The organism is Rhizobium sp. 007 (assembly GCF_015353075.1).
Taxonomy (GTDB): domain Bacteria; phylum Pseudomonadota; class Alphaproteobacteria; order Rhizobiales; family Rhizobiaceae; genus Rhizobium.
Genome location: NZ_CP064188.1, coordinates 1,636,364 through 1,659,086, shown reverse-complemented (window position 1 = coordinate 1,659,086; position 22,723 = coordinate 1,636,364). Strand labels below are relative to the sequence as shown.

The 22,723-nt window shown below is 59.6% G+C and carries 22 protein-coding genes; 16 read left to right on the top strand and 6 right to left on the bottom strand.

The window, feature by feature from the left end:
* The first annotated feature begins 2 nt into the window (after positions 1-2).
* The 9 genes from ISN39_RS28935 (at position 3) to nuoG (ending at position 10,162) form a co-directional block, all read left to right on the top strand.
* The gene (locus tag ISN39_RS28935) at positions 3-1,478 is read left to right on the top strand and encodes an NADH-quinone oxidoreductase subunit M (protein ID WP_194731426.1); all 1,476 of its coding nucleotides are present in this window, start codon (positions 3-5) and stop codon (positions 1,476-1,478) included.
* On the top strand, positions 1,475-2,914 hold the full coding sequence (locus ISN39_RS28930) for an NADH-quinone oxidoreductase subunit N (protein WP_194731425.1): 1,440 nt from the start codon (positions 1,475-1,477) through the stop codon (positions 2,912-2,914). Before ISN39_RS28935 ends, ISN39_RS28930 begins: the two co-directional genes overlap by 4 nt.
* 154 nt (positions 2,915-3,068) lie before the next feature.
* Positions 3,069-3,434, top strand: coding sequence for an NADH-quinone oxidoreductase subunit A (locus tag ISN39_RS28925; RefSeq protein ID WP_074071546.1), 366 nt, complete (start codon positions 3,069-3,071; stop codon positions 3,432-3,434).
* A complete protein-coding gene (locus tag ISN39_RS28920; protein ID WP_022716698.1) occupies positions 3,422-3,925 on the top strand; it encodes an NADH-quinone oxidoreductase subunit B in 504 nt (167 codons plus the stop codon). Before ISN39_RS28925 ends, ISN39_RS28920 begins: the two co-directional genes overlap by 13 nt.
* On the top strand, positions 3,922-4,485 hold the full coding sequence (locus ISN39_RS28915) for an NADH-quinone oxidoreductase subunit C (RefSeq protein WP_194731424.1): 564 nt from the start codon (positions 3,922-3,924) through the stop codon (positions 4,483-4,485). The genes ISN39_RS28920 and ISN39_RS28915 overlap by 4 nt, the downstream gene beginning before the upstream one ends.
* A gap of 1 nt (position 4,486) precedes the next feature.
* Positions 4,487-5,701, top strand: coding sequence for an NADH dehydrogenase (quinone) subunit D (gene nuoD, locus ISN39_RS28910; RefSeq protein WP_194731423.1), 1,215 nt, complete (start codon positions 4,487-4,489; stop codon positions 5,699-5,701).
* An 18-nt stretch (positions 5,702-5,719) separates the two neighbouring features.
* Complete coding sequence (gene nuoE / locus ISN39_RS28905; RefSeq protein ID WP_194731422.1) at positions 5,720-6,229, top strand: NADH-quinone oxidoreductase subunit NuoE; 510 nt, start codon at positions 5,720-5,722, stop codon at positions 6,227-6,229.
* Between the two features lie 4 nt (positions 6,230-6,233).
* Positions 6,234-7,499, top strand: a complete 1,266-nt coding sequence (nuoF, locus tag ISN39_RS28900) for an NADH-quinone oxidoreductase subunit NuoF (RefSeq protein WP_194731421.1) — start codon at positions 6,234-6,236, stop codon at positions 7,497-7,499.
* 32 nt (positions 7,500-7,531) lie between these two features.
* The gene (gene nuoG, locus ISN39_RS28895; protein ID WP_194731420.1) at positions 7,532-10,162 is read left to right on the top strand and encodes an NADH-quinone oxidoreductase subunit NuoG; all 2,631 of its coding nucleotides are present in this window, start codon (positions 7,532-7,534) and stop codon (positions 10,160-10,162) included.
* Here the strand turns inward: nuoG and ISN39_RS28890 are convergent.
* The 4 genes from ISN39_RS28890 to ISN39_RS28875 all read right to left on the bottom strand — a co-directional run bounded on the left by ISN39_RS28890 (position 10,156) and on the right by ISN39_RS28875 (position 13,031).
* On the bottom strand, positions 10,156-10,596 hold the full coding sequence (locus tag ISN39_RS28890; protein ID WP_194731419.1) for a CBS domain-containing protein: 441 nt from the start codon (positions 10,594-10,596) through the stop codon (positions 10,156-10,158). The two genes, nuoG and ISN39_RS28890, sit on opposite strands and share 7 nt — an antisense overlap.
* A 44-nt stretch (positions 10,597-10,640) precedes the next feature.
* Entirely contained in the window at positions 10,641-11,207 is a 567-nt protein-coding gene (locus ISN39_RS28885) for an NADH-quinone oxidoreductase subunit I (RefSeq protein ID WP_194731967.1), read from the bottom strand.
* Between the two features lie 31 nt (positions 11,208-11,238).
* Complete coding sequence (nuoH, locus tag ISN39_RS28880; RefSeq protein WP_074071553.1) at positions 11,239-12,225, bottom strand: NADH-quinone oxidoreductase subunit NuoH; 987 nt, start codon at positions 12,223-12,225, stop codon at positions 11,239-11,241.
* A gap of 326 nt (positions 12,226-12,551) precedes the next feature.
* Positions 12,552-13,031, bottom strand: coding sequence for an Lrp/AsnC family transcriptional regulator (locus ISN39_RS28875; RefSeq protein ID WP_194731418.1), 480 nt, complete (start codon positions 13,029-13,031; stop codon positions 12,552-12,554).
* Positions 13,032-13,159: 128 nt separating this feature from the next.
* On the opposite strand from ISN39_RS28875, the gene hppD reads away from it, so the two are divergent.
* Positions 13,160-14,272 (top strand): 4-hydroxyphenylpyruvate dioxygenase, encoded by a 1,113-nt coding sequence (gene hppD / locus ISN39_RS28870; protein WP_194731417.1) that lies wholly within the window; start codon positions 13,160-13,162, stop codon positions 14,270-14,272.
* 83 nt (positions 14,273-14,355) lie between these two features.
* On the opposite strand, the gene ISN39_RS28865 is transcribed toward hppD, so the two are convergent.
* Together ISN39_RS28865 and ISN39_RS28860 are read right to left on the bottom strand one after the other, a co-directional pair.
* Positions 14,356-14,955 carry a HupE/UreJ family protein gene (locus ISN39_RS28865; protein WP_194731416.1) on the bottom strand — a complete coding sequence of 200 codons (600 nt, stop codon included), beginning with the start codon at positions 14,953-14,955 and terminating at the stop codon, positions 14,356-14,358.
* A 189-nt stretch (positions 14,956-15,144) separates the two neighbouring features.
* Positions 15,145-16,161 carry a substrate-binding domain-containing protein gene (locus tag ISN39_RS28860; protein WP_074071557.1) on the bottom strand — a complete coding sequence of 339 codons (1,017 nt, stop codon included), beginning with the start codon at positions 16,159-16,161 and terminating at the stop codon, positions 15,145-15,147.
* Between the two features lie 303 nt (positions 16,162-16,464).
* On the opposite strand from ISN39_RS28860, the gene ISN39_RS28855 reads away from it, so the two are divergent.
* The 6 genes from ISN39_RS28855 to ISN39_RS28830 all read left to right on the top strand — a co-directional run bounded on the left by ISN39_RS28855 (position 16,465) and on the right by ISN39_RS28830 (position 22,630).
* Positions 16,465-17,730, top strand: coding sequence for an ABC transporter substrate-binding protein (locus ISN39_RS28855; RefSeq protein WP_194731415.1), 1,266 nt, complete (start codon positions 16,465-16,467; stop codon positions 17,728-17,730).
* A 68-nt stretch (positions 17,731-17,798) separates the two neighbouring features.
* Complete coding sequence (locus ISN39_RS28850) at positions 17,799-18,785, top strand: sugar ABC transporter permease (RefSeq protein ID WP_194731414.1); 987 nt, start codon at positions 17,799-17,801, stop codon at positions 18,783-18,785.
* Complete coding sequence (locus ISN39_RS28845) at positions 18,785-19,615, top strand: carbohydrate ABC transporter permease (RefSeq protein ID WP_194731413.1); 831 nt, start codon at positions 18,785-18,787, stop codon at positions 19,613-19,615. Before ISN39_RS28850 ends, ISN39_RS28845 begins: the two co-directional genes overlap by 1 nt.
* A gap of 12 nt (positions 19,616-19,627) precedes the next feature.
* A complete protein-coding gene (locus ISN39_RS28840; RefSeq protein ID WP_074071560.1) occupies positions 19,628-20,653 on the top strand; it encodes an ATP-binding cassette domain-containing protein in 1,026 nt (341 codons plus the stop codon).
* A gap of 65 nt (positions 20,654-20,718) precedes the next feature.
* The gene (locus ISN39_RS28835; RefSeq protein WP_194731412.1) at positions 20,719-21,504 is read left to right on the top strand and encodes a ThuA domain-containing protein; all 786 of its coding nucleotides are present in this window, start codon (positions 20,719-20,721) and stop codon (positions 21,502-21,504) included.
* Positions 21,505-21,514: 10 nt separating this feature from the next.
* Positions 21,515-22,630: a Gfo/Idh/MocA family oxidoreductase gene (locus ISN39_RS28830; protein WP_194731411.1), complete on the top strand. Its 1,116-nt coding sequence runs from the start codon at positions 21,515-21,517 to the stop codon at positions 22,628-22,630.
* Positions 22,631-22,723 lie beyond the last annotated feature (93 nt).

The following is a 22,723-nucleotide window of genomic DNA, read 5'->3' as shown; positions in this document are numbered from 1 at the left end:
CGATGGGATTGCCGCTCCTCAGTCTCATTGTATTCACGCCTGCCGCCGGGGCAGTGGTTTTAATGTTTCTCCGCAGCGAGGATGCGGTGCGCTGGACAGCGCTGGGTATCACCGTCCTCGACCTGGCTCTCTGCATCGCAATGCTGGCCGGCTTCGACCAGACGACCCACGAGATGCAGTTCACCGAGATACACCCTTGGGTGCCTACGCTCGGGATCACCTACGCGCTCGGTATCGATGGGATCAGCGCGCTCTTCGTGTTCTTGACCGCACTGCTGGGGTGGATTTGCGTGCTTGCCTCGTGGGTCGCGATTGACAGCAAGGTGAAGGAGTTCATGGTGAGCCTGCTCGTCATGCAGGCGCTGATGCTAGGGGTATTCTGCGCCCTCGACCTGTTTCTGTTTTATGTGTGCTGGGAGGCGATGCTGATCCCGATGTACCTGATCATCGGCGTGTGGGGCGGTGATGGCCGGGTCTATGCCGCGTTCAAGTTCTTCCTCTACACGCTGGCGGGCAGCCTCCTGTTCCTGATCGGTGTCATCGTGCTCTATTTCCACGGCGGTAGGACCTTCGACATTCTCGCGCTCACAGGTCAGGATTTGCCGTTCTGGGTTCAATCCTGGCTTTTCTTCGCCTTCCTGATCGCCTTCGCCGTGAAGGTGCCGATGGTCCCGGTTCATACCTGGCTGCCGGACGCTCATGTACAGGCGCCGACGGCTGGCAGCATCATTCTGGCCGGAGTGCTCCTGAAGATGGGCGCCTACGGGTTCTTGCGGTTCTCGCTGCCGATGCTGCCGGAGGCGTCAGTATATTATTCGACGCTGATGCTGGCACTTTCGGCTCTTGCCATCGTCTATGGCGGATTACTTGCGCTGGCGCAGGACGACCTGAAGAAGCTGGTGGCCTATTCCAGTATCAGCCATATGGGTTTCGTAACGCTGGGGATTTTTGCGCTGAACTTCCGCGGGCTCGAGGGCGGCATCCTGCAAATGTTCAATCATGGCGTAACGACGGGCGCATTGTTCCTCTTCGTCGGCCTGATCTACGAGCGGACGCATACGCGCAGTATCGCCGACTACGGCGGGCTGATGAAGGTGGCGCCGGTCTACACGGCGTTTCTGGCGCTGTTCACCTTGTCGTCGATGGCCTTGCCGGGGACGAATTCGTTCGTCGGCGAGTTGCTGGTGCTGTCGGGCGGATTTGCGGCCAACCTGGCCGCCGGCGCGGCCGCGGTCGTGGGCGCGTTGCTGAGCGCGGCCTATCTCCTTGGCATGTATAGGAGAGTAGCACTTGGTCCGGCCAGCATCGGCGCCCGCTTCAAGATACGCGACGTAAACGCCCGCGAGATGGCTGCGATCCTGCCGCTGGCCGTCTTCGTGCTTTGGGTCGGGCTCTATCCGAAACCCTTTCTCAACATCATCGACGTCTCGGTGAAGCATTTGCTGGCGCACGTGCACACCAAGGGGAGCGGCCAATGACCGCCGCCGCGCTTTTCCAGTCGGCTTTAGCGAGCCTGCCCGAGATCGTGGTGATTACTGGAGCCTGCATCCTGCTGATCCTTGGCCAGCTTGTGCGGAAGGGGCAGGAACATGTCTTTGTCTGGGCTTCCGTCGCCGTCGTGCTGATTGCGGCTTTGGGGACACTCATGCTGGCGAGCGAGGTACGGCCGGCCTACACGGGCATGTTCGTCGCCGACGGCTTTGCGGTCTTTTTCAAGCTCGTGTTCTACTTAGCCACTGTTTTGACATTCTTCCTGTCGCGAAAATATGCCGACATTGAGGGGATTGAAAGTAGCGAATACTATGTTCTGCTGCTCTTCGCCCTTTCGGGAATGATGATCATGGCCTCGGCGACCGATCTCTTGTCGCTTTATGTGGGTCTCGAACTGATGGTGCTCTGCACCTATGTACTGACCGGTTTCTTGCGAAGAGAGCCGCGTTCGAACGAAGCGGCACTGAAATACGTGATCCTTGGCGCGGTCTCGACCGCGATCTTCCTCTATGGCGTTTCGCTCGTTTACGGGCTCACCGGCACGACGCAACTGGACGGCATGGCGGCCGCGGTGACCGGCGATCCGCTCGATCCCGGATTGCTGCTGGCGGTGGTCTTCATCGTCGCGGGGTTGGTCTTCAAGGTCGGCGCGGTGCCGTTCCATATGTGGGTCCCGGACGTCTACGAGGGCGCGCCGACGACGATCACGGCTTTCATGTCTGTGGGGCCGAAGGCTGCGGGGTTCGCGGCGATCCTGCGGGTGTTCCTCAACCCGCTGGTTGCAGCCTCGGACGCCTGGGTCGTTGTCGCCGTCATTGCGGTGGTGACAATGGCACTCGGCAGCTTCGTGGCGCTGGTGCAGGACAATTTCAAGCGCCTCCTGGCCTATTCCAGCATCGCCCATGCCGGGTTCGCCATTTTCGGCGTGGTGGCCGGCGGTGCGGACGGCATCGCCAGCGTGATGCTCTACCTGCTGATCTATTCTTTGATGAACCTCGGCATTTTCGGCATCGTCATCATGATGCGGAACGGCGATTTCTCGGGCGAGATTATCGAAGACTACGCGGGCTTTGCCAGGTCGCATCCCGGGCTGGCGCTTCTGATGCTGCTCTATCTGTTCTCGCTGGCCGGCATTCCGCCGACGGCCGGGTTCTTCGCCAAGTTCTACGTGCTGGTCGCGTTGGTCGAGCGGGGTTTCGTCATGCTGGCGGTGATCGCAGTGCTGCTGAGCGCCGTCGCCGCCTACTTCTACATCCGCATCGTCATGGTGATCTACATGCGCGAGCCACGCAGGGCGTTTGACCCGGCTCTGACGCCCCTGGTTCGCGCGACGCTCGCCTTCACCGCCGTCGGCACTCTCGGAATCGGCCTATTTCCGGAACGGTTCCTGAGGCTTGCTCAAGGTGCGGTGTTTGGAGGCTGATCTATTGGATTTGCAATGGTTCCCCCGAGGGAATACACTGACAATTGAAGAAAGGAGCGCCCAAGTCACTTACTGGGGCGACCGCATTGCCGGCCCGAATGGGGCCGGTCGCGGCCTGAGCAAGGCCCTCGGCGGGTGACCGGGGAAATGCGACATGTCTGCAATGGAATTTCTGCCTGTTCTCTTCATGGCCGCCGGAATTGTTCTGGTGGCGATGACGACGCTTTTCGTCTCGTCGCTGCTGCGCCCCTCCAATTCCTATCCCGCAAAGAACATGCCCTACGAATGCGGCATGGACCCGTCGGGCGAGGCCGCCGGGGGCCGCTTCAGAGTGCCTTTCTTTATCCTTGCGATACTGCTGGTGGTCTTCGATGTCGAGGCAATGTTCCTCTTTCCCTGGGCCGTCGTTCTGAAAGAGATCGGGTTCATCGGCTATGTTGAGATGTTCGTCTTCATGTTGCTGCTTCTCGTGGGCTTCGCCTACGCTTGGCTGAAGGGAGCGTTGGAATGGGAGGAGTAAACAACGCGATCCGCGATAGCGTGCTGTTCACCACGGCCGACAGCATCATCAGCTGGAGCCGGAGGTCGGCCCTATGGCCTGAGACCTTCGGCATTGCTTGCTGCGCCATCGAGATGATCTCAGCCGGTTGCGCGCGCTATGATCTCGACCGGTTCGGCGTGGTGTTCCGCCCTTCACCACGTCAGTCCGATGTGATGATCATCGCCGGCACCGTGACCCGGAAATTCGCGCCCGTGGTGCGTCGGCTCTACGACCAGATGCCGGAACCGCGCTGGGTGATTGCGATGGGCACCTGCGCCATTTCGGGCGGGGTTTACAACACCTACGCCGTGGTGCAGGGGTCGGAGACTTTCGTGCCCGTCGACGTGCATGTGCCGGGCTGTCCCCCGCGGCCCGAGGCGTTGATGCATGGCTTCCTCCTGCTTCAAGAGAAGATCAAGAGGACCCGCGCGCTGGCCGGGACGCCTCTGGATCGGGTTGCAGCGTCATGAGTGTAGGGCGGCCTCTCAATCTGGGTCCGATCATGGAGCGTTTCGGGGGATCAATCGAGGATCTCGGCTGCGCGCACGGCATTCACGTCTTTGCTGTTCCTCCCGAGACGATCGTCGAGTTCTGCCGGTTCCTGAAGGAACACCCAGCACTGCGATTCAACTTCCTCTCCGACATCTGCGGGGTTGATCACTATCCCGAAACGCCGCGATTCGAAGCGGTATACCACCTCTACTCGCTCCCCAACCGGTGGCGGATTCGCATCAAGTGCTGGCTTGGCGATCCGCCCCAGCTCTCCTCGGTTACGGGCGTCTGGCGTACCGCCAACTGGCATGAACGCGAGGCCTGGGACATGTACGGGATCAGGTTCGAGGGCCACCCCGACCTGCGCCGGATCTACATGTGGGAGGGATTCGAGGGCTTCCCGCAGCGTAAGGACTTTCCGCTGCGTGGATACAAGGATAAGTTGAATCCGTTTGGAGCCGAAGGCCCGCCGCCGACACAGCCGGACCTCGCCACCAGGGATATTCCGCAAGTAGGCCGTTCCGCGCCGGAGAGTTGAGATGACTGAAGTCACCGAGCTCAGCAGGCCTGAAGGCGAAGCGCTCCATACCAGGGAAGTGCTTCTCAATCTCGGCCCGCAGCACCCCAGCACTCATGGGGTTCTTCGGCTCGTCCTCGAATTGACCGGCGAGTACGTCGAGCGCGTGGACCCGCATATCGGCTATCTCCACCGCGGCACCGAAAAACTGGCGGAGAGCTTCACCTATACCCAGATTTTCCCGCTGACGGACCGGCTCGACTATCTCTGCCCACCTTCGAACAACCTGGCGTTTGCGCTGGCCGTGGAGAAACTCCTCGGCATAGAAGCACCGGAACGGGCGCAGTATATTCGTGTGTTGATGGCTGAGCTGGCACGGATCTCGGGCCATCTCCTGATCACTGGCGCGCTGCCAATGGACCTTGGCGCCATGACTGCCCTGCTCTACGCGATGCGCGAGCGCGAAATGATCATGGATCTGTTGGAGATGATTACCGGGGCGCGGATGCATACCTCTTTCTGCCGGGTCGGTGGTGTGCGCGAGGACCTGCCCGACGGGTTCCTCCCCAAGATCCGGGAATTCTGTGACATTTTCCCGAACCGCATTCGCGACTATGACCGGCTGCTCGAGAACAACCGGGTGTTTTTGAACCGTACGCAAGGGATCGGCGTAATCGCCGCCGAGGATGCCATCGATCTCGGCCTGAGTGGCCCGAACCTGCGCGCCTCGGGCGTCGATTGGGACATCCGCCGCGACGAGCCTTATGAGATCTACGATCGGCTCGACTTCAATGTCATTACCCGCAAGGAGGGCGACTGCTATGCGCGCTGGCAGTGCCGTGTCGAGGAAATGCGCGAGAGCATCCGGATCATTGAGCAATGTCTCGACCAGATGCCCGAGGGGCCGTTCCAGATCGACATGCCGACAATCGCCTTCCCGGTGGACAAGGACAGGGTGCACTGCTCGATGGAGGCATTGATCCAGCATTTCGACCTCTCGGCCTACGGCTTCAAGGTGCCGAAGGGCGAGGTCTATTCGGCGATCGAGGCGCCAAAGGGCGAGCTAGGCTTCTACATCATCAGCGACGGATCGCCCAAACCGTTCCGCATGAAGGTGCGGGCACCGTCCTTCGTCAACCTTCAGGGACTCTTTGGAGTGACCAACGCCCGCTATCTGGCGGACATGATCGCCGTGCTCGGCAGCCTCGACCCGGTGATGGCCGAGGTGGACAAGTAGCAGGGAGGTTCAAACCCGATGACCATGAGCGAACAGATCGAGGCGGCGGCGGCGCGGTATCCCGACCAGCGCTCAGCGATCATGCCCGCGCTTCTGATCGCGCAGAGGGAGCATGGCCATTTGCCTGGTCCAGTGCTGGAAGAAGTCGCCAATATCCTTGGTGTCGAGCGGATCTGGGTCTACGAACTGGCGACCTTCTACACACTCTTCCATATCGAACCGGTGGGCATGTTCCACCTGCAACTCTGCGACAACGTTTCTTGCATGCTGCGACGCTCCGAGGACCTGCTGAGGCATTTGGAGGAGGTGCTGGGGACCAACAAGGGCGGCACGACGCCGGATGGGCTGTTCACGCTTTCGACCGTCGAGTGCCTCGGTGCCTGCGAGATGGCTCCGGTGATGCAGGTTGGCGATGATTACCACGGCAACCTTGATGTCGCGCGGATAGACGCACTCCTGGACAGCCTCCGCACCATGGCGAGGCAGGTCGAAAGTGAGCCCGCCCTTGCGCGACCGCCGGGAGAGTAGTGTCATGTTCGAGCCGGTTCTTCTCAAGAATGTCGACGTGCCGGACAGTCATTTGCTGTCGACCTATGAGGCTGGCGGCGGCTATCAGGCATTGGCCAAGACGCTGCGCGAGTATACGCCGGACGAGGTCGTCGACCTCGTCAAACAGTCCAACCTGCGCGGCCGCGGCGGGGCCGGGTTCCCGACGGGCATGAAATGGTCCTTCGTGCCGAAGCAGGCCGGCAAGCCGAAATATCTGTGCTGCAACGCTGATGAGGGCGAGCCCGGAACCTTCAAGGACCGGATCATCATGGAGCGCGATCCACACCAGCTCATCGAGGGGCTGGCGGTAAGCGCCTACGCGATCGGGGCCGAAACCGCCTATGTCTACATCCGGGGAGAATATGTGACGGCGATACGCCGCCTGGAGCAAGCGATCGCCCAGGCTCACGAAAAGTCCTATCTCGGAACGCGTGTTCTAGGCTCTGATTTCAAGTTCACCGTGCACGTTCACTGCGGCGCGGGCGCCTATATCTGCGGCGAGGAGACCGCGATGCTCGAGTCGCTCGAGGGCAAGCGGGCGCAGCCGCGATTGAAACCGCCGTTTCCCGCCGTGGCCGGGCTCTACTCCAGCCCCACCGTCATCAACAATGTCGAGACGCTTGCTTGCGTGCCGCATATTGTGATGCGCGGGCCGGCCTGGTTTCGGGGGATAGGTCCGGATAAGAGCCCCGGCCCGAAGCTCTACTGCCTGAGCGGGCAGGTGCGCAAACCCGGCCTTTACGAACTGCCGATGGGCATACCGCTGCGCGAACTGGTCGAGCAGCACGCTGGCGGTCCGTTACCGGGGCGCAGGATCAAGGCTGTAATTCCGGGCGGGGTCTCGGCGCCGGTAATACCTGAGGGCGGGCTGGAGGTCGGGATGGATTTCGACTCGCTTGCTGCCGCCGGCTCGATGCTTGGTTCGGCCGGCGTTGTCGTAATCGACGACTCGACCTGCATGGTCAAGGTCGCCACCCGGATCATCGAGTTCTTCCATCACGAGTCCTGCGGCAAGTGTACGCCATGCCGGGAAGGATTGAACTGGGCCGTAAAAGTACTGCGCCGCATTGAGACTGGGGAGGGCGGCCCTGGCGATCTGGAGCAGCTGGAGATGCTTTGCAAAGGCATTTTCGGCAATACGTTTTGTGCTTTGGGTGACGGTGCCGCGATGGGATTGCGGGCGGCGCTTAAGCATTTCCGCGACGAGTTCGTCGCCCATATCGAAGAGCGGAGGTGCCCGTTTCACTGAGAGCGTGTGTTTGAGGCGGGCTTGGAGGAAGCATGGTTAGCGTTACGATCGACGGACAAACGCTTGAAGTCGAGGCTGGCTCCACGGTGCTCATGGCGGCTGAGCGTTTGGGCATCGACATTCCAACTTTCTGTTACTGGAAGCGGCTGCCGCCGCTGGCCTCCTGCCGCATGTGCCTGGTGGAGATTGAGGGGTTGCGGCGGCTGCAGCCGTCCTGCGCCACCACGGTCACCGATGGCATGGTCGTGCGGGCGAATACGCCGCTGATCGACGAAACGCGATCTTCCATGCTCGACATGCTGCTTGCCAACCACCCCCTTGACTGCCCGATCTGCGATGAGGGCGGCGAATGCGAGCTTCAGGACATGGTGATGGCATACGGCCCCCGCAAAAGCGAGTTCCACGATCTCAAGCGTGTATTCCACTCCGAGGACATTCGTCTCAGCCCGGTCGTCATCATGAACGTCAACCGCTGCATCCAGTGCCAGCGTTGCGTCCGAATGTGTGAGGAGGTGGTCGGCGCGGTCGCGCTTGGCACCGTCGAAAAAGGCATGGATACGGCCGTCACCGGCTTCGAGGGTAGCCTTGCGAGTTGCGATCAGTGCGGCAATTGCATCGAGGTCTGCCCGGTCGGCGCTCTGATGAGTTTCCCCTACCGCTACAAGGCACGGCCCTGGGATCTGGTCGAGACCGACACGGTCTGTCCGCATTGTGGCACCGGTTGCCAGTTGACGGTGGGCACACGCAAGGGCGAGTTTATGCGGGTACGCTCGAAGTGGGGCGAGGGGGTCAACCGCGAAACGCTTTGCGTGCGGGGACGCTTCGGTCTCGATTTCGTCTCGGGCAGGGACCGGATCGAGCGGCCGATGATCCGTCGCGATGGCACTCTGGCTCCGGTTTCCTGGGACGAAGCGGCGGACTATCTGCGCCGGCGGCTGTCGGCCGTCGAGGACAAGGCTGCAGGGGGGCTGGCCTCGCCGCGCCTGCCCAACGAGGTGCTCTATCAGTTCCAGAAGCTGATGCGGACGGTATTCCGGACCAACAACATTGATTGCTCGTCGCGCTGGTCCGCGCCCTTCGATACGCTCGGGCCATTACTGGCAGCCTTCTACAGCCGCGCACCACTGGAAGAGGTGATCGCCAACGACTGCGTGCTCGTCGTCGGCGGCAACGTGACCGAGGAGAACCCGGTCACCGAATACCTGCTGCGGGACGGCGCGCGGCGGCGGCAGACCGCTTTGCTCATGCTTTCGGCGCGGCCCTCCCGTCTTGAGGCCGATGCCTGCGTTGTGGTTCGCGTGCCGCCGGGCGGAGAAACGGCGAGCCTTGCGGCGGTGGTAGCCGGGCTCGTGGAAGCGGCCGGTCACGCCTTGCCGGGCGAGACTTTTGCAGACATCGAAGCGACGGTCGGCAGGCCGCCGGTGAATACCGGTAGTGACGGGCCGGCTCGTCTGGCCAGTGCGCTCAAGGAAAGCCGAAGCGTCACTGTGCTTGTCAGCGTCGAGCTCCTGAGGTCACCCGAAGCGCGCGCGACGCTGCAGCAACTCAACAACCTGCTGCAGGTTCTCCGCCTGCTCGGCAAGGGCCTGGCGATGCAGTTCCTCTTTGATCGCGCCAACCAGCTGGGCGCCTGGGACATGGGTGTTTTGCCAGCGGCTTTGCCGGGGTTGTGGGCGGTCACCGATGATGCGACCCGTACAACCCTTGCACGGAACTGGGGTGCCGAAATCCCGTCTGAAGCCGGCGCGGGTCTCGAAGCCATGCTGGAGCTCTGCGTCGGTGGCGGGATGGGCGCGCTCTACCTCGCCGGAGCAGACCCCCTGATCGCCTACCCCGACAGGGATTTCGTGACGCGAGCGCTTGGCGCCGCCGATCTCCTGATCGTGCAGGATACCTTCCTAACGGATACGGCGGGCCTGGCCGAGGTTGTTCTGCCCGCGGCAGGTTACGGCGAGGAATCCGGGACGTTCACCAACAACGAGGGTCGGACCCAGAAGATCCGCAAATTCCGCGAACCCTCCTTCGAGGCGCGAGGCAATCTGGCGATCTTCGACTTCGTCGCAGCGCTGCGCAGCCAGACCCTGCAGCCCTCGACAGAAGGCGGAATTTTCGACGAGATTGCCCGGCGGGTTCCGGCCTATCAGGGGTTGACGCAGGATGGACTTGGCGCTGACGGCGCGTTCACCAAGGCGGTCCCGCTGCCACCGGCTGGCGAGTTCTTCGCGCCGCCGCCGGCCGCGAAAGCAGCCACCGGACTGATGCTGATTACCGGCAACTGCCTGTTCCACAACGGATATCTTTCCGAACGCTCGGAGATACTGAATACGGTCGCTGATGACCCCTATGTCGAGATGAGCGCGCAGGATGCCACCCAACTTGGCTTTTCGGATAGCGATCCGGTGGTCGTGCGATCCGCTCTGGGAGAATTGACGGCGAAGCTCAAGGTCAACAGGCGCTTTCCTAAGGGCCTCGTATTTCTCCCCGAGAACTACAGGGCCCTACGCCTCAACAGACTGATGCGTCGGGGTGTATATCCATGTCCGGTGGAAGTTCACCGGGCCACGGCGTCCGCCTGTCTCACTGGTTCTACGTCGAACCCTAAGGATCGACACCAAGGCATGGACGGTGGCTTGCCTGACCCTGCATCGCGCCTTGATCAGTGATACCTGTTCCCGCAGATGTAATCCTGCAGATCCTGTTCCGTGCGCTCCGCTTCGTCGAGCCTATGTTTGACCACATCGCCGATGCTGACCACGCCGACAACGTTGTCCCCATCCATTACCAGGACATGACGCGTACGCCGCCGGGTCATGATTCCCATCGCGACCGGCAGCAAATCCCGGGTCGAACAGGTCGCTACATTGCGGTTCATGATGTCCGCGGCTCGCATCATCGCCGCCGCGGCCCCGTATTCGGCTACCGCATTGCAGCAATCCCGCTCCGACAAGGTACCAAGGTATTCGCCGTCTGATTGGCTGACGACAACGAAGCCTATATTGTTCTCGCGAAACAGTCTCAGGACTTCCACCATCGACTGATCGCGATTGACCGCGATGACACCGACACCCTTGTTCTTCATGATTTCGCCGACAAACATCTGAGCCTCCTGTCCGAGCGCATTGTTTGACAGCTGGCGCGTCTTCACGTTCGCCGTATATTCCGCCACCAGTTGTAGCCCTGCGTCTCTTTGGTTTCGACGAGCACGTCCTTCTCCGTATTCAGGCGCGCGGCAATTACGCCGCCACCGGTTGCCGCCTTGCCCGGTTTGGCGAGCAGATCGTCGCGCCCGATCACCAAATCACGCGAGGAAAAGCTCGAGAATTCGTATTGTTGGCCAAGCGCGATCGCGTCCGCTGGACAGGCGTCCTCACATAGCCCGCAGAATAGGCACCGGGCCGTGTCGATCTCGAATTTTGCCGGGTGACGGTTGCCCTTTTCGTCCTCGTAGGGGATGACTTCGATGCAGTCGCAGGGACAAATCCGGGCGCAGAGTTCGCAGGCCACGCATTTGATCTCGCCCTCTTCGTCGCGCGTCAAGAAGTGATGCCCGCGGTAGCGCGGGTAGGGCAACCATTTTTCCTTGTCCGGATACTGCATGGTGACGGATCTGGCGAACATGTAGCCGAAGGTCAGCGCCAAGGCTCTCGCCAGATCGCCGAAGAACGCCCAGCCGATCCATGTTCCAATACTGTCCTGCGCGCGCGACATCATCGCCCCCGCTATGGAGCCGCTGCGGCCCCTAAATGAAAGCAATTCCGGTTATGATTATGTTCGCCATCGATAAAGGAAGCAAGACTTTCCATCCGATCGCCATCAGTTGGTCGTAGCGGTAGCGGGGGAAAGTGAAACGGAACCAGATAAACAGATAGACGAAGAACGAGACCTTGAGCAGAAACCAAAGGAGCGGTGGCAAGGGGATCAGTACGCCGTTCCAGCCGCCGAAGAACAGGATCACCACCAGCACCGACACCAGCAAGACGATGGCATATTCGCTGATCATGAAAAACGCAAAGCGGATACCGCTGTATTCGGTATGGAAGCCAGCCCCCAGATCACCTTCCGCTTCCGAAAGGTCGAATGGAATGCGCTGTGCCTCGGCCAGTCCGGCAACGAAGAACACCAGGAAGCCGATCGGTTGGTAAACGATATTCCAGACATCGGCCTGCGCCCGTACGATTTCGAGCAGGCTCATGGATTGCGCCAACATGACCACGCCGATGACCGCAAACCCCATCGGGATCTCATAGCTGATCATCTGCGCGCAAGTCCTGAGGCTGCCCAGAACAGCGTATTTGCTGTTCGCGGCCCATCCGCCGAAGATGACACCGTAGACCTCAATGCCGATCACAGCGAAGACGAAAAGGATCGCCACATTCATGTTGGAGACGTAGAGCGTGATCTCGGCACCCAACACCGAGACGGTTTCGCCGAACGGGATCGCGACGAACACCACGAATGGTGGGGCGAGCGCCAGGATTGGCGCCAGTTTGAACAGAAAGCGGTCGGCCTCGTCCGGGATGTGGTCTTCTTTGGTCAAGAGCTTGATTCCGTCCGCCACCGGCTGCAGCAGCCCGTGCCACCCGACGCGCATTGGCCCCATCCGCTGCTGGATGTGCCCAGCAATCTTGCGTTCCAGCCAGGTCAGCGGCAAGGGCAGCAATAGCAGGATCGCGATCAGAAACGCGACCTTGAAGACGATCAGGCCGAGGGCGACGATAAGTTCCATGATCCGCGGCTACTTATTCATCGGTTGAAACGCGCGACCGGATTTTTGCCCGGCTATAGACTGAGCACTTGTGCAGTTATCAGCTTGATAGGGTACAGCGGCGACGCGCTACTTGCAAAGCGGAAATCAATTCTGCCTTCTCCGATGGCAAGAACCGCTTTTAACGGGTTTGTATGAGCCTACCAAGGTTGTTGAAAGGCAGAGCTTAGGTCCCGCTTTGGGCGAGGGAACGGAGTCTGACAAAAATAATCACAGAATCCAACGCAAACAAATTTGTCGCTGCAATTTCAATAAGATCAATATAATAGGAAACCTATGAATAAGGCTTACGGCCTACTGCGCTGGTGGACTGGCAATCCCTGAAAGTCCTTGAGCGTCGCTAATACGATCGACGTCTTGACATGCTGAACGCTGTCGTGCGGCAGGAGCACGTCGTTGACGAAGCGCGAAAGTCCGGCAAGGTCAGGCGTCACGACCTTGAGGTGGTAATCCATTTCGCCGGTCAGGGCGTAACATTCCAGCACCTCCGGCAGGTCCGCAATCAGTGTTGCGAAACGCTTGGCGTTGTCGCGGTTGTGGGTCGCAAGGGTTACGGCGATGACGACCATGAGGTCGAGCCCCAGCCTGCCGCGATCGAGCACGGCGCGATAGCCGTGGATAAAGCCCTCCGCCTCAAGCCGTGCCCTCCGGCGCGAACATTGCGATGGCGAGAGCGCGATTAATTCCGAGAGCTCGTTGTTGGTGAGGCGGCCGTCGCCTTGCAATTGGGCAAGGATTTTTAGATCGTATCTGTCGAGCTGTTCCATTTGTGCGCGTTCTCCCATTTTTTTGCATGAAACATGTATTGAATCGCTAGAACTGCGCGTGAATGCAAGCACCATGCGTAAAAATCCCGTCATAATGCCATCCAGGATCTTGGTTGGAGGAAAGAACGATGGGCCCCTATCCGCACGACGCGCCGCCGACAGGCATCACTGCCGACAATCCGGCCGGCACTGACGGTTTCGAATTTGTGGAATTCGCCCATTCGGAGCCGGAAAAACTGCGCGAGCTTTTTATCCGCATGGGCTACAGTTGCGTTGCAAAGCACCGCACGAAGGACGTTACCGTCTGGCGCCAGGGCGATATCAACTATCTGCTCAATGCCGAGCCCGGCAGCCATGCCATGCGCTTCGTCGCCGAACACGGCCCTTGCGCGCCCTCCATGGCCTGGCGTGTCACCGACGCCAAACATGCCTTCGACCACGCGGTTTCAAAGGGGGCGACGCCGTATGAAAGCAAGGACAAGGCCGTCGATATCCCGGCCATCGTGGGCATCGGCGGTTCGCTGCTTTATTTTGTGGAAACTTACGGCGAGAAGGGCACGCCCTATGATGCAGAGTTCGAATGGCTGGGTGAACGCAACCCGAAGCCGAAAGGCGTTGGCTTTTACTACCTCGATCATCTGACCCACAATGTCTATCGCGGCAATATGGACAAGTGGTGGGAGTTCTATCGCGAGCTCTTCGGTTTCCGCCAGATCCATTTTTTCAATATCGACGGCCGCATTACCGGGCTGATGAGCCGGGCAATTACGTCTCCTTGCGGCAAGATCCGCATCCCGCTGAACGAGTCCAAGGACGACACCAGCCAGATCGAGGAATATCTGCGCAAGTACAAGGGCGAGGGCATCCAGCATATCGCCGTTGGTACGGAGGCAATCTACGACGCGACGGACAAACTCGCCGAAAACGGCCTGAAATTCATGCCCGGGCCGCCCGATACCTATTACGAACTCTCGCATGAGCGCGTACACGGCCATGAGGAGCCGATCGAACGGATGAAAGAGCATGGCATTTTGATCGACGGCGAGGGCGTCTTGGATGGCGGCACGACCCGCATCCTGCTGCAGATTTTCTCGCGAACCGTCATCGGACCGATTTTCTTTGAGTTCATTCAACGAAAGGGCGACGAAGGCTTTGGCGAAGGAAACTTCCGCGCTCTGTTCGAATCGATCGAGGCTGACCAGATCCGGCGCGGCGTGCTGCGCCCGACGGCTGCCGAATAACCAGAGCCGCGTTTGAGAACACGGTGAGAATAAGCGGCGATAGACGGATCGCCCCTCTTACATTTTTGGTGTTTGTCGAACGATTATATCATGCCGGCGAGGATGCCGACGCCTGCTATAGCGGCTAGGCCGCCGGCAAGGCGCGTGACGATGAAGCCTCGGCGTTCGCCGATGCGGCCGATCGCATAGCCAAGCCCGAGTCCGACAGCGTGCAGAAGAGCGGTCGCGATCAAAAAACCTCCCCCGTAAGCAGCGCCCGCAGCACTTTCCGGCATTTCGGTGCCGTGGGCATAGCCATGGAAGATCGCAAACAGCCCGACCACGGCCATCGCAATGGCTGCTGGGGCCTTGACGTTGAACGCCACGACCGCGCCGAGAAGGACCACCGATAACGCGATACCCGCTTCAACAAATGGGATATCGATTCCGGCAACACCGAGCGCGCCGCCGAGGGCCATAACAAGGACGAAGGTTGCCGGGACAAGCCAAGTTGCGCGACCGCCAAGCTGATAGGCAAAAACGCCAACCATGATCATCGCAAGGACATGGTCGATACCCGATACGGGATGGGTGAAGCCATGCGCGAAGCCTGCTGCTTCGCCGGCGACGGGATGGGCATAGGCGGCGGCTGGAAGCGCTGTTGCGACCAGTGCCAAAAGGCCGCTCTTGAGTGTTGATTTCATTAATCAATTCCCCATTGAGTTATAGAATGCGTTGCGGGCGCTGGATCGGGTAAGCACGGTGAATATCGCGGGGGCAATGCTATGTGAAACACGCCGGAAACGTCAACGAAAAAAATGTCGAATATGGATGTATTTCAATAGTTTATCAGTAGTGCATTTGCGGCATGCATCTGCCTAATAGGCGGGCACTCATCGCCTTACAGGACGCGTCGATTCCCGCAAATTGAGTTCGACAGGCCATAATTCATGAATATCTGAAACCGAGCGTCCCGCCAGCAGTTGCAAGGTCAGGTCGGCGCACCTTGCGCCTGCTGCTCTCATCGATGATCGGCTTGCCGAAAGTGAGGGTGCCATGTTTTCCGCCGTCAGGTAGGGAAACACGTCGTCATGGGCGATGACAGAGACGTCCTCGCCGATAGCGAGGCCGAGGGATCGGACGGCGCGATAGACGCCGAGTGCTGTCATCATCGAACCGGCCACGAAGGCCGTTGGCGGATTGGAACTCTCCAGAAAAAAGCGGGCATGTCTAAAGCCGAGCTCGTCGGTGAATGTGTCATGGGCGATCAGCTGTGCGTCCTGCTCAAGAGCCCGCCCCTCGAAGGCCTTGCGGAAGCCGATATCGCGGTGGATGGAATAAGTCAGTCCTTTGCGGCCGTTGATCATCGCGATCCTGCGGTGGCCGAGGTCGAGCAGATGCTCCGTCGACCGGCGGATTGCCCCTTCATTGTCGATGTCCAGCCATGCATGGGGAACGGCGATATCCGATCGCCCATGCACGAAGAAAGGAATTTTGAGCCTGTCCAGAAGCTCGATGCGCGGGTCGTTCGGTTTCGGAGAGTGGACGATAATTGCATCGACGCGCCGGCTTTCGGCAAGCCGTCTATAGGTCTGCATCTCCTCGTTAAGATCGCGATCGGCCATCGGGATCACCAGGATATCAGTATCCTCCGAGGCCAGTCTCTCCGCCATGCCGGCCATGAATTCGGCAAAGTGGAATTCACCGGAGCGTCCCATAATGACCCCGATCGCGCCGACGCGGCCGGTCTTCAGCCGGACGGCGTTGACGTCCGGCCGGTAGCCGAGCCTCAGGGCTTCCGCAACGACGCGTGCGCGGGTCGTCTCGCTTACCTCCGGATAGCCGCTCAGCGCTCGGCTTACCGTTGTCGGCGACAGGCCGACTTGTTTTGCGAATTCCTTGAGCTTCATTCGAACACGTGAGGTTGGATCCGCGCGGATCAATGACGGATTGTTGAGCGCTCGGCAATCTCGTCTATCACCAACTGCGGGTATTTGAAATCGGTTTCAATTGTTTAAAGCCAATAATGAGGAACGATCAGTTGCTCTGATCATCTAATTTAAGAGTTTAAATAGTTGATATAAAACATAAAAATAGAAATTTAGCGACATTGTGGATCTCTGAGGTGGCGCTCTTGACGGTTGAAAAAACTTTTGTAATGTTCCGTCTAGCCAAATCGATTTCAATTTTTCGTCTGGCAACGGGAGGATGACATGAAATATCGTTTGATGGCCGCCGTTTCGGCGGTGAGCATGATCTGTACCTTGAATCTTGCGGCTGCAGCCGAGCTTTCCTTCGCGGCGAGTTCGACGGGCAATAACCTCGAGTTTTTCCGCAAGCAGTTTGCCGTCTTCGAAGAGAAGACGGGCCACAAGGTCAACATCGTGAGCATGCCGTCGTCGAGTTCTGAACAGTTCTCGCAGTACCGTCTGTGGCTTGCCGCCGGCAACAAGGACGTCGATGTCTATCAGACCGACGTCATCTGGGCACCGCAGCTTGCCGATCAGTTCGTGGACCTGAAGGAAGCTGCCAAGGACGTCGTCGAGCAGTTCTTTCCTTCGATCATCGCATCGCAGACGGTCAACGACCGTCTCGTGGCGCTGCCGATGTATACCGATGCGCCGGCGCTTTATTATCGCAAGGACCTGCTTGAGAAATACGGTAAGCAGCCGCCGAAGACCTGGGACGAGCTTGCCGAGACCGCCAAGGAGATCCAGGAAAAGGAACGCGCGGCCGGTCAAAAGGACATGTGGGGCTTCGTCTTCCAGGGGAATTCCTATGAAGGCCTCACCTGCAATGCGCTGGAATGGGTGAAATCCTCCGGCGGCGGGCAGATCGTGGAGCCGGACGGCACGATCTCGATCAACAATGAAAAGGCAGCAGCCGCAATCGACCGTGCGAAGGGCTGGGTCGGCACGATCTCCCCGCCTGGCGTGCTCGCTTATCAGGAAGAGGAGTCGCGCGGCGTCTGGCAGACCGGAAATGCCGTCTTCATGCGTAACTGGCCCTATGCCTACTCGCTCGGCAATGGCGCCGATAGCGCGGTGAAGGGCGAGTTCGACGTAACGACGCTTCCCGTCGCCGCGCTCGGCGACAAGCCGTCTTCAGCGCTCGGCGGCTGGAATCTCGCAGTTTCGAAATATTCTGACGAGCAGCAGGCGGCCATTGAGCTCGTCAAGTTCCTGGCGTCGAAAGACGTTCAAAAGGCACGTGCCATCGAACTTTCCAATCTGCCAACCCTGGTGGCGCTTTACGACGACAAGGATGTCGCTGCCGCGCAGCCTTTCATGCCGGAGTGGAAGCCGATCTTCCAGGATGCCGTACCGCGTCCTTCGGCGACAGCCAAGGTGAAGTACAACGAAGTGTCGTCGAAGTTTTGGACGGCGGTACACAACACGCTGTCCGGCAACGGGACCGCGGCTGAGAACCTTGAGCTTCTCGAGGCCGACCTGACGACCCTTAAGGGCGATAACTGGTGATGAGCGGGACCGGCGGCCGGCAGGCCGCCGGTCCCGCTTCAGATGTCTCGAGCACGGATAGCCTTTCCATGAGCGAAATCGCAGTTTCACAAGCGCTCAAACCGCCAGCCTCCGCTTTGAGGTCGGCGAGCGAATTGCGCTCCGAGCGTGTCAGATCGGCCTGGCTGTTTCTGGCGCCGACGCTTTTAATATTGGCTGTGGTGGCCGGGTGGCCGCTGTTTAGAACGATTTATTTCAGCTTCACGAATGCGTCGCTGACCGATCTTGGCAATGCGCAGTTCATCGGTTTCGGCAATTATCTGTCCTGGGTCACGCTGAAGAGCGGGCGAACCATCTATCGTGGGCTGCTTGCCGATCCCGTCTGGTGGAGCGCCGTCTGGAACACCGCCAAATTCACGGTGGTCTCGGTCATGACCGAGACGACGCTTGGCCTTATCGTTGCGCTGGTCCTGAACGCACAGTTTGCCGGGCGCGGCATTGTGCGCGCTGCAATTCTAATTCCCTGGGCAATTCCGACGATCGTTTCGGCAAAAATGTGGGCCTGGATGCTCAACGACCAGTTCGGCATTTTGAACGATATCCTCCTTGGTGTCGGCCTCATCAGCGAAAAGATCGCCTGGACTGCCAATCCGGAAACGGCAATGATTGCGGTTCTGATAGTCGACGTCTGGAAGACGACGCCCTTCATGGCGCTTCTGATCCTTGCCGGACTGCAGATGGTACCGGCGGATATCTACGAGGCTGCCAGGATCGACGGGGTCAATCCCGTCAAGGTCTTCTGGCGGCTGACGCTGCCGCTGATCCGGCCGGCCATTATGGTCGCCGTGATCTTCCGGATGCTGGATGCGATGCGCATCTTTGATCTGATTTATGTGCTGACGCCCAACAATGCCCAGACCAAGACCATGTCGGTCATGGCGCGTGAGAACCTGTTCGACTTTGACAAGTTCGCCTATGGCGCAACCGCTTCGACAGTTCTCTTCCTCATCATCGCGTCCGTCACCGTACTCTACATCTGGTTCGGGCGCGTCAAACTCGGTGGGGAGGACCGTTGATGCTCTTGCAGATCACGAAGAATACGGTCTTTTACCTGCTCGTCGCTGTGATCGTCCTTCTTGCCGTTTTTCCTTTCTACTACGCGATCCTCACGAGTCTCAAAACCGGCACGGCGCTTTTCGAAGTCAATTACTGGCCGAGGTCGATTTCATTCGGAAATTACACATCGGTGATGAACCAGGGCGGCTTTGTCCGAAGCCTTGGAAATTCCATAATGGTTGCCTTGATCGTGGTTGCCGCGTCGCTGCTGCTTTCGATCACCGCATCTTTCGCCTTGGCGCGAGTGAATTTTCGCGGCCGGGCGCTGCTGATGCTGACGATCCTTTCAGTGTCGATGTTCCCGCAGATCGCCGTACTTGCAGGCCTTTTCGAGCTCATTCGGTGGATCGGCATCTTCAACACGCCTTTCGCGCTGATTTTTTCGTACATGATCTTCACACTGCCGTTCACCGTGTGGGTACTGACGACCTTCATGCGCGACCTGCCGATCGAGATCGAGGAGGCCGCGATCGTCGACGGTGCTTCGCCATGGGTCATCATCACCCAGGTCTTCATGCCGCTCATGTGGCCGGCGCTTGTGACAACCGGCCTGCTTGCCTTCATCACCGCTTGGAACGAATTCCTCTTCGCGCTAACGTTCACATCATCGAATGCGCAGCGGACCGTGCCGGTTGCCATTGCCCTGCTTTCGGGCGGCAGCCAATTTGAAATTCCTTGGGGCAACATCATGGCGGCGTCGGTCATCGTCACCGTGCCGGTTGTTGTTCTCGTCTTGATATTCCAGCGCCGGATCATCTCGGGACTGACCGCCGGCGGCGTTAAGGGTTGAGGGAGTAGACCATTGGCACAGATACGCCTAGACAATATCCGCAAGAGCTTCGGCGCCTTCGAGGTCATCAAGGGTGTTACGATGGACATCCGCCGCGGCGAGTTCATGGTCTTCGTCGGTCCCTCCGGATGTGGCAAATCAACGCTGCTGCGCCTCATCTCGGGCCTTGAGGACATTACGTCCGGCACGCTCTCCTTCGATGACGAGGTGGTAAACCAGCGTGCGCCGTCGAAGCGAGGGATCGCCATGGTGTTCCAATCCTATGCGCTTTATCCCCATATGACGGTTTTCGACAATATGGCCTTCGGCATGAAGCTTGCGGGACGGACGAAGGATGAATGCCGGCATAGGGTGGAGCAAGCCGCCGGCATGCTGCAGCTATCGCCCTATCTGGACCGTCTGCCGCGTCAGCTATCGGGCGGGCAGCGTCAGCGCGTCGCGATCGGCCGGGCGATCGTTCGCGATCCCAAGGTCTTCCTCTTCGATGAGCCGCTGTCGAACCTCGATGCCGCCCTGCGCGTGGCGACAAGGCTGGAGATCGCCAAGCTGCACCGCAGCATGCACAACACGACGATGATCTATGTGACGCACGATCAGGTTGAGGCCATGACGCTTGCCGACCGTATCTGCGTGCTGAGGGACGGCGTTGTCGAGCAGATCGGCACGCCGCTTGAGCTTTACGAGAGCCCGAATTCAATCTTCGTTGCCGGCTTCATTGGCTCGCCGAAGATGAATTTCCTGTCCGGCGGCCTGGCGCAGCCCTATAATACCCATACGATCGGCGTGCGTGCAGAGCATATCCGGATCACGCCGCAAGCGGCAGTCTGGAACGGAACCGTCATTCATTCGGAGATCCTCGGTTCCGACAGCTTTGTCTATCTGGACATCGGTGCAGATGAGCCGCTGATCGTGCGTGAGACCGGCGTTTCCGGCCATGAGCCGGGCCAGAAGCTCGGCGTTGCGCCAGTAGCCGGCCACATACACCGTTTTGACCAATCTGGCCGCGCGCTTGCGAAGGCATCCATGCGCGCTGCCTGACTATCCACCAAGGATCGATCCACCTCCCAGGCTCGGTCCTCTTCACATCGCAAGGAGTAACGACCGTGCCTATTCGCACCATTGTCTGGGGTGAAAACATCCATGAGAACACCAATGCCGTCGTCAGGGAAATTTATCCCGAAGGCATGCACACCACGATTGCCGCTGCGCTGAACAGCGACCCGGCAATCAGGGCGACGACCGCGACGCTGCAGGAGCCGGAGCACGGCCTGTCGGAAGCGCGGCTTGCCGAAACCGATGTCCTCACCTGGTGGGGCCACAAGGATCATGGCGCAGTCTCCGACGAAGTGGTCGAACGCGTCGCCAAGCGGGTCTGGGAAGGCATGGGCCTGCTGGTGCTTCATTCCGGACATTTTTCGAAGATCTTCAAGCGGCTGATGGGAACACCCTGCGCGCTGAAATGGCGCGAGGCAGGCGAACGCGAGCGGCTGTGGACCATCAATCCGCGCCATCCGATCGCTGCCGGCCTTGAGGAGAACTTCGTCCTTGAAAACGAGGAGATGTACGGCGAACAGTTTTCGGTTCCCGAGCCGCTGGAAACAGTGTTCATCTCCTGGTTCCAGGGCGGTGAGGTGTTCCGGTCCGGGATGACCTGGCGGCGTGGGGCGGGCAACATCTTCTATTTCCGTCCCGGTCACGAGACCTATCCGACCTATCACGACCCCAATATCCGCAAGGTGCTGATCAACGCTGTCAAATGGGCTCATAACCCGCAGGGCGACCTCAAGACCATCACCGATGCCCCGAACGTTCCGGTGGAGAAGGCGCACGAACCGATTGTGGAGCGCGGCCCGAAATTGCACCAGGCCGGCGAAGCCGGTTATCGCTGAGGGGGCAAGGATGAGACTTCTTGTTCTTGGTACAGGCTCGATGGCGAAGAGCCAGGTCAGTCATTTCAAATTGATCGAAGGCGTCGAGGTCGTCGGCGCTGTCGACACTGATCCGTCACGCCTTGCCGAATTTTCCGATCATTTCGGCATTGAGAAACGTTTCCTCGCGCTTGAGGAAGCAATCGCCTGGGGAGATTTCGATGCCGCCACCAATGTAACCCCAGACCGAATCCATCATCCGACGACGATGGCGCTGATTGCCGCCGGCAAGCACGTCTTCTGCGAAAAGCCGCTGGCCGAAAACTACGCTGACGCTCTGGAGATGACGACTGCCGCGGAGACGGCCGGAGTGATCAATATGGTCAACCTCACCTATCGCAACGTCGCGCCGCTGCAGCGGGCTCGCGAGATGGTGCTCGCCGGTGAACTCGGTACGATCAAGCATGTTGAAGCATCCTATCTGCAGAGCTGGCTGGTGTCGCGGGCCTGGGGGGATTGGCGCACGGAATCGCGCTGGCTCTGGCGGCTTTCGACCGGTCACGGCTCGAACGGTGTGCTTGGCGATGTCGGCATCCATATCCTCGACTTCGCCGCCTATGGCGCGGCAACCGATATCGACCACGTCTTTGCGCGGCTCAAGACCTTCAACAAGGCGCCAGGTGGCCAGATCGGCGAGTATCTGCTCGATGCCAACGACAGCTTCACGATGTCTGTCGACTTCGCCAATGGTGCGCTCGGCGTCATTCACGCGACCCGCTGGGCGACGGGTCATCTCAATGAGCTGAAGCTTCGCATCTACGGTGAACGGGGCAGCCTCGAGGTCATTCACCGGCCGAACGGCTCGCAGCTGCGCGGCTGCTTTGATGAGAACATCGAGACGGCGACCTGGGCCGATATCGATGTTGCGCCGGTGCCGACCAACTATCAGCGTTTTGTCGAAGCGGTCGCGACCGGCAAGCAGCTTGATCCGAATTTCCGTCATGCCGCTAACCTGCAGAAGGTCATCGATCTCGCGATCGTCTCGGAAAAGGAGCGCCGTGAGCTCAATCTGCTGTCGGAGGAGGTCGGCATGACGCCCGGACCGGAAGGCGCCGGCAACGTGGAGGTGCTGCCGATCGCGGTTTAAGCGCTTGCCGCACGAAGCCCCATGCGGCCCGTCCAAAGGGCCGTATGGCCGGATGTTGAAGTCCCGCCTTGATGAAGCATGACCGAGGGCCGG

Coding starts and splice junctions, on each gene's coding strand:
- ISN39_RS28935 (WP_194731426.1), top strand. CDS start 3: ATGGGATTGCCGCTCCTCAGTCTCATTGTATTCACGCCTGCCGCCGGG.
- ISN39_RS28930 (WP_194731425.1), top strand. CDS start 1,475: ATGACCGCCGCCGCGCTTTTCCAGTCGGCTTTAGCGAGCCTGCCCGAG.
- ISN39_RS28925 (WP_074071546.1), top strand. CDS start 3,069: ATGTCTGCAATGGAATTTCTGCCTGTTCTCTTCATGGCCGCCGGAATT.
- ISN39_RS28920 (WP_022716698.1), top strand. CDS start 3,422: ATGGGAGGAGTAAACAACGCGATCCGCGATAGCGTGCTGTTCACCACG.
- ISN39_RS28915 (WP_194731424.1), top strand. CDS start 3,922: ATGAGTGTAGGGCGGCCTCTCAATCTGGGTCCGATCATGGAGCGTTTC.
- nuoD (WP_194731423.1), top strand. CDS start 4,487: ATGACTGAAGTCACCGAGCTCAGCAGGCCTGAAGGCGAAGCGCTCCAT.
- nuoE (WP_194731422.1), top strand. CDS start 5,720: ATGACCATGAGCGAACAGATCGAGGCGGCGGCGGCGCGGTATCCCGAC.
- nuoF (WP_194731421.1), top strand. CDS start 6,234: ATGTTCGAGCCGGTTCTTCTCAAGAATGTCGACGTGCCGGACAGTCAT.
- nuoG (WP_194731420.1), top strand. CDS start 7,532: ATGGTTAGCGTTACGATCGACGGACAAACGCTTGAAGTCGAGGCTGGC.
- ISN39_RS28890 (WP_194731419.1), bottom strand. CDS start 10,596: ATGTTTGTCGGCGAAATCATGAAGAACAAGGGTGTCGGTGTCATCGCG.
- ISN39_RS28885 (WP_194731967.1), bottom strand. CDS start 11,207: ATGTCGCGCGCGCAGGACAGTATTGGAACATGGATCGGCTGGGCGTTC.
- nuoH (WP_074071553.1), bottom strand. CDS start 12,225: ATGGAACTTATCGTCGCCCTCGGCCTGATCGTCTTCAAGGTCGCGTTT.
- ISN39_RS28875 (WP_194731418.1), bottom strand. CDS start 13,031: ATGGAACAGCTCGACAGATACGATCTAAAAATCCTTGCCCAATTGCAA.
- hppD (WP_194731417.1), top strand. CDS start 13,160: ATGGGCCCCTATCCGCACGACGCGCCGCCGACAGGCATCACTGCCGAC.
- ISN39_RS28865 (WP_194731416.1), bottom strand. CDS start 14,955: ATGAAATCAACACTCAAGAGCGGCCTTTTGGCACTGGTCGCAACAGCG.
- ISN39_RS28860 (WP_074071557.1), bottom strand. CDS start 16,161: ATGAAGCTCAAGGAATTCGCAAAACAAGTCGGCCTGTCGCCGACAACG.
- ISN39_RS28855 (WP_194731415.1), top strand. CDS start 16,465: ATGAAATATCGTTTGATGGCCGCCGTTTCGGCGGTGAGCATGATCTGT.
- ISN39_RS28850 (WP_194731414.1), top strand. CDS start 17,799: ATGAGCGAAATCGCAGTTTCACAAGCGCTCAAACCGCCAGCCTCCGCT.
- ISN39_RS28845 (WP_194731413.1), top strand. CDS start 18,785: ATGCTCTTGCAGATCACGAAGAATACGGTCTTTTACCTGCTCGTCGCT.
- ISN39_RS28830 (WP_194731411.1), top strand. CDS start 21,515: ATGAGACTTCTTGTTCTTGGTACAGGCTCGATGGCGAAGAGCCAGGTC.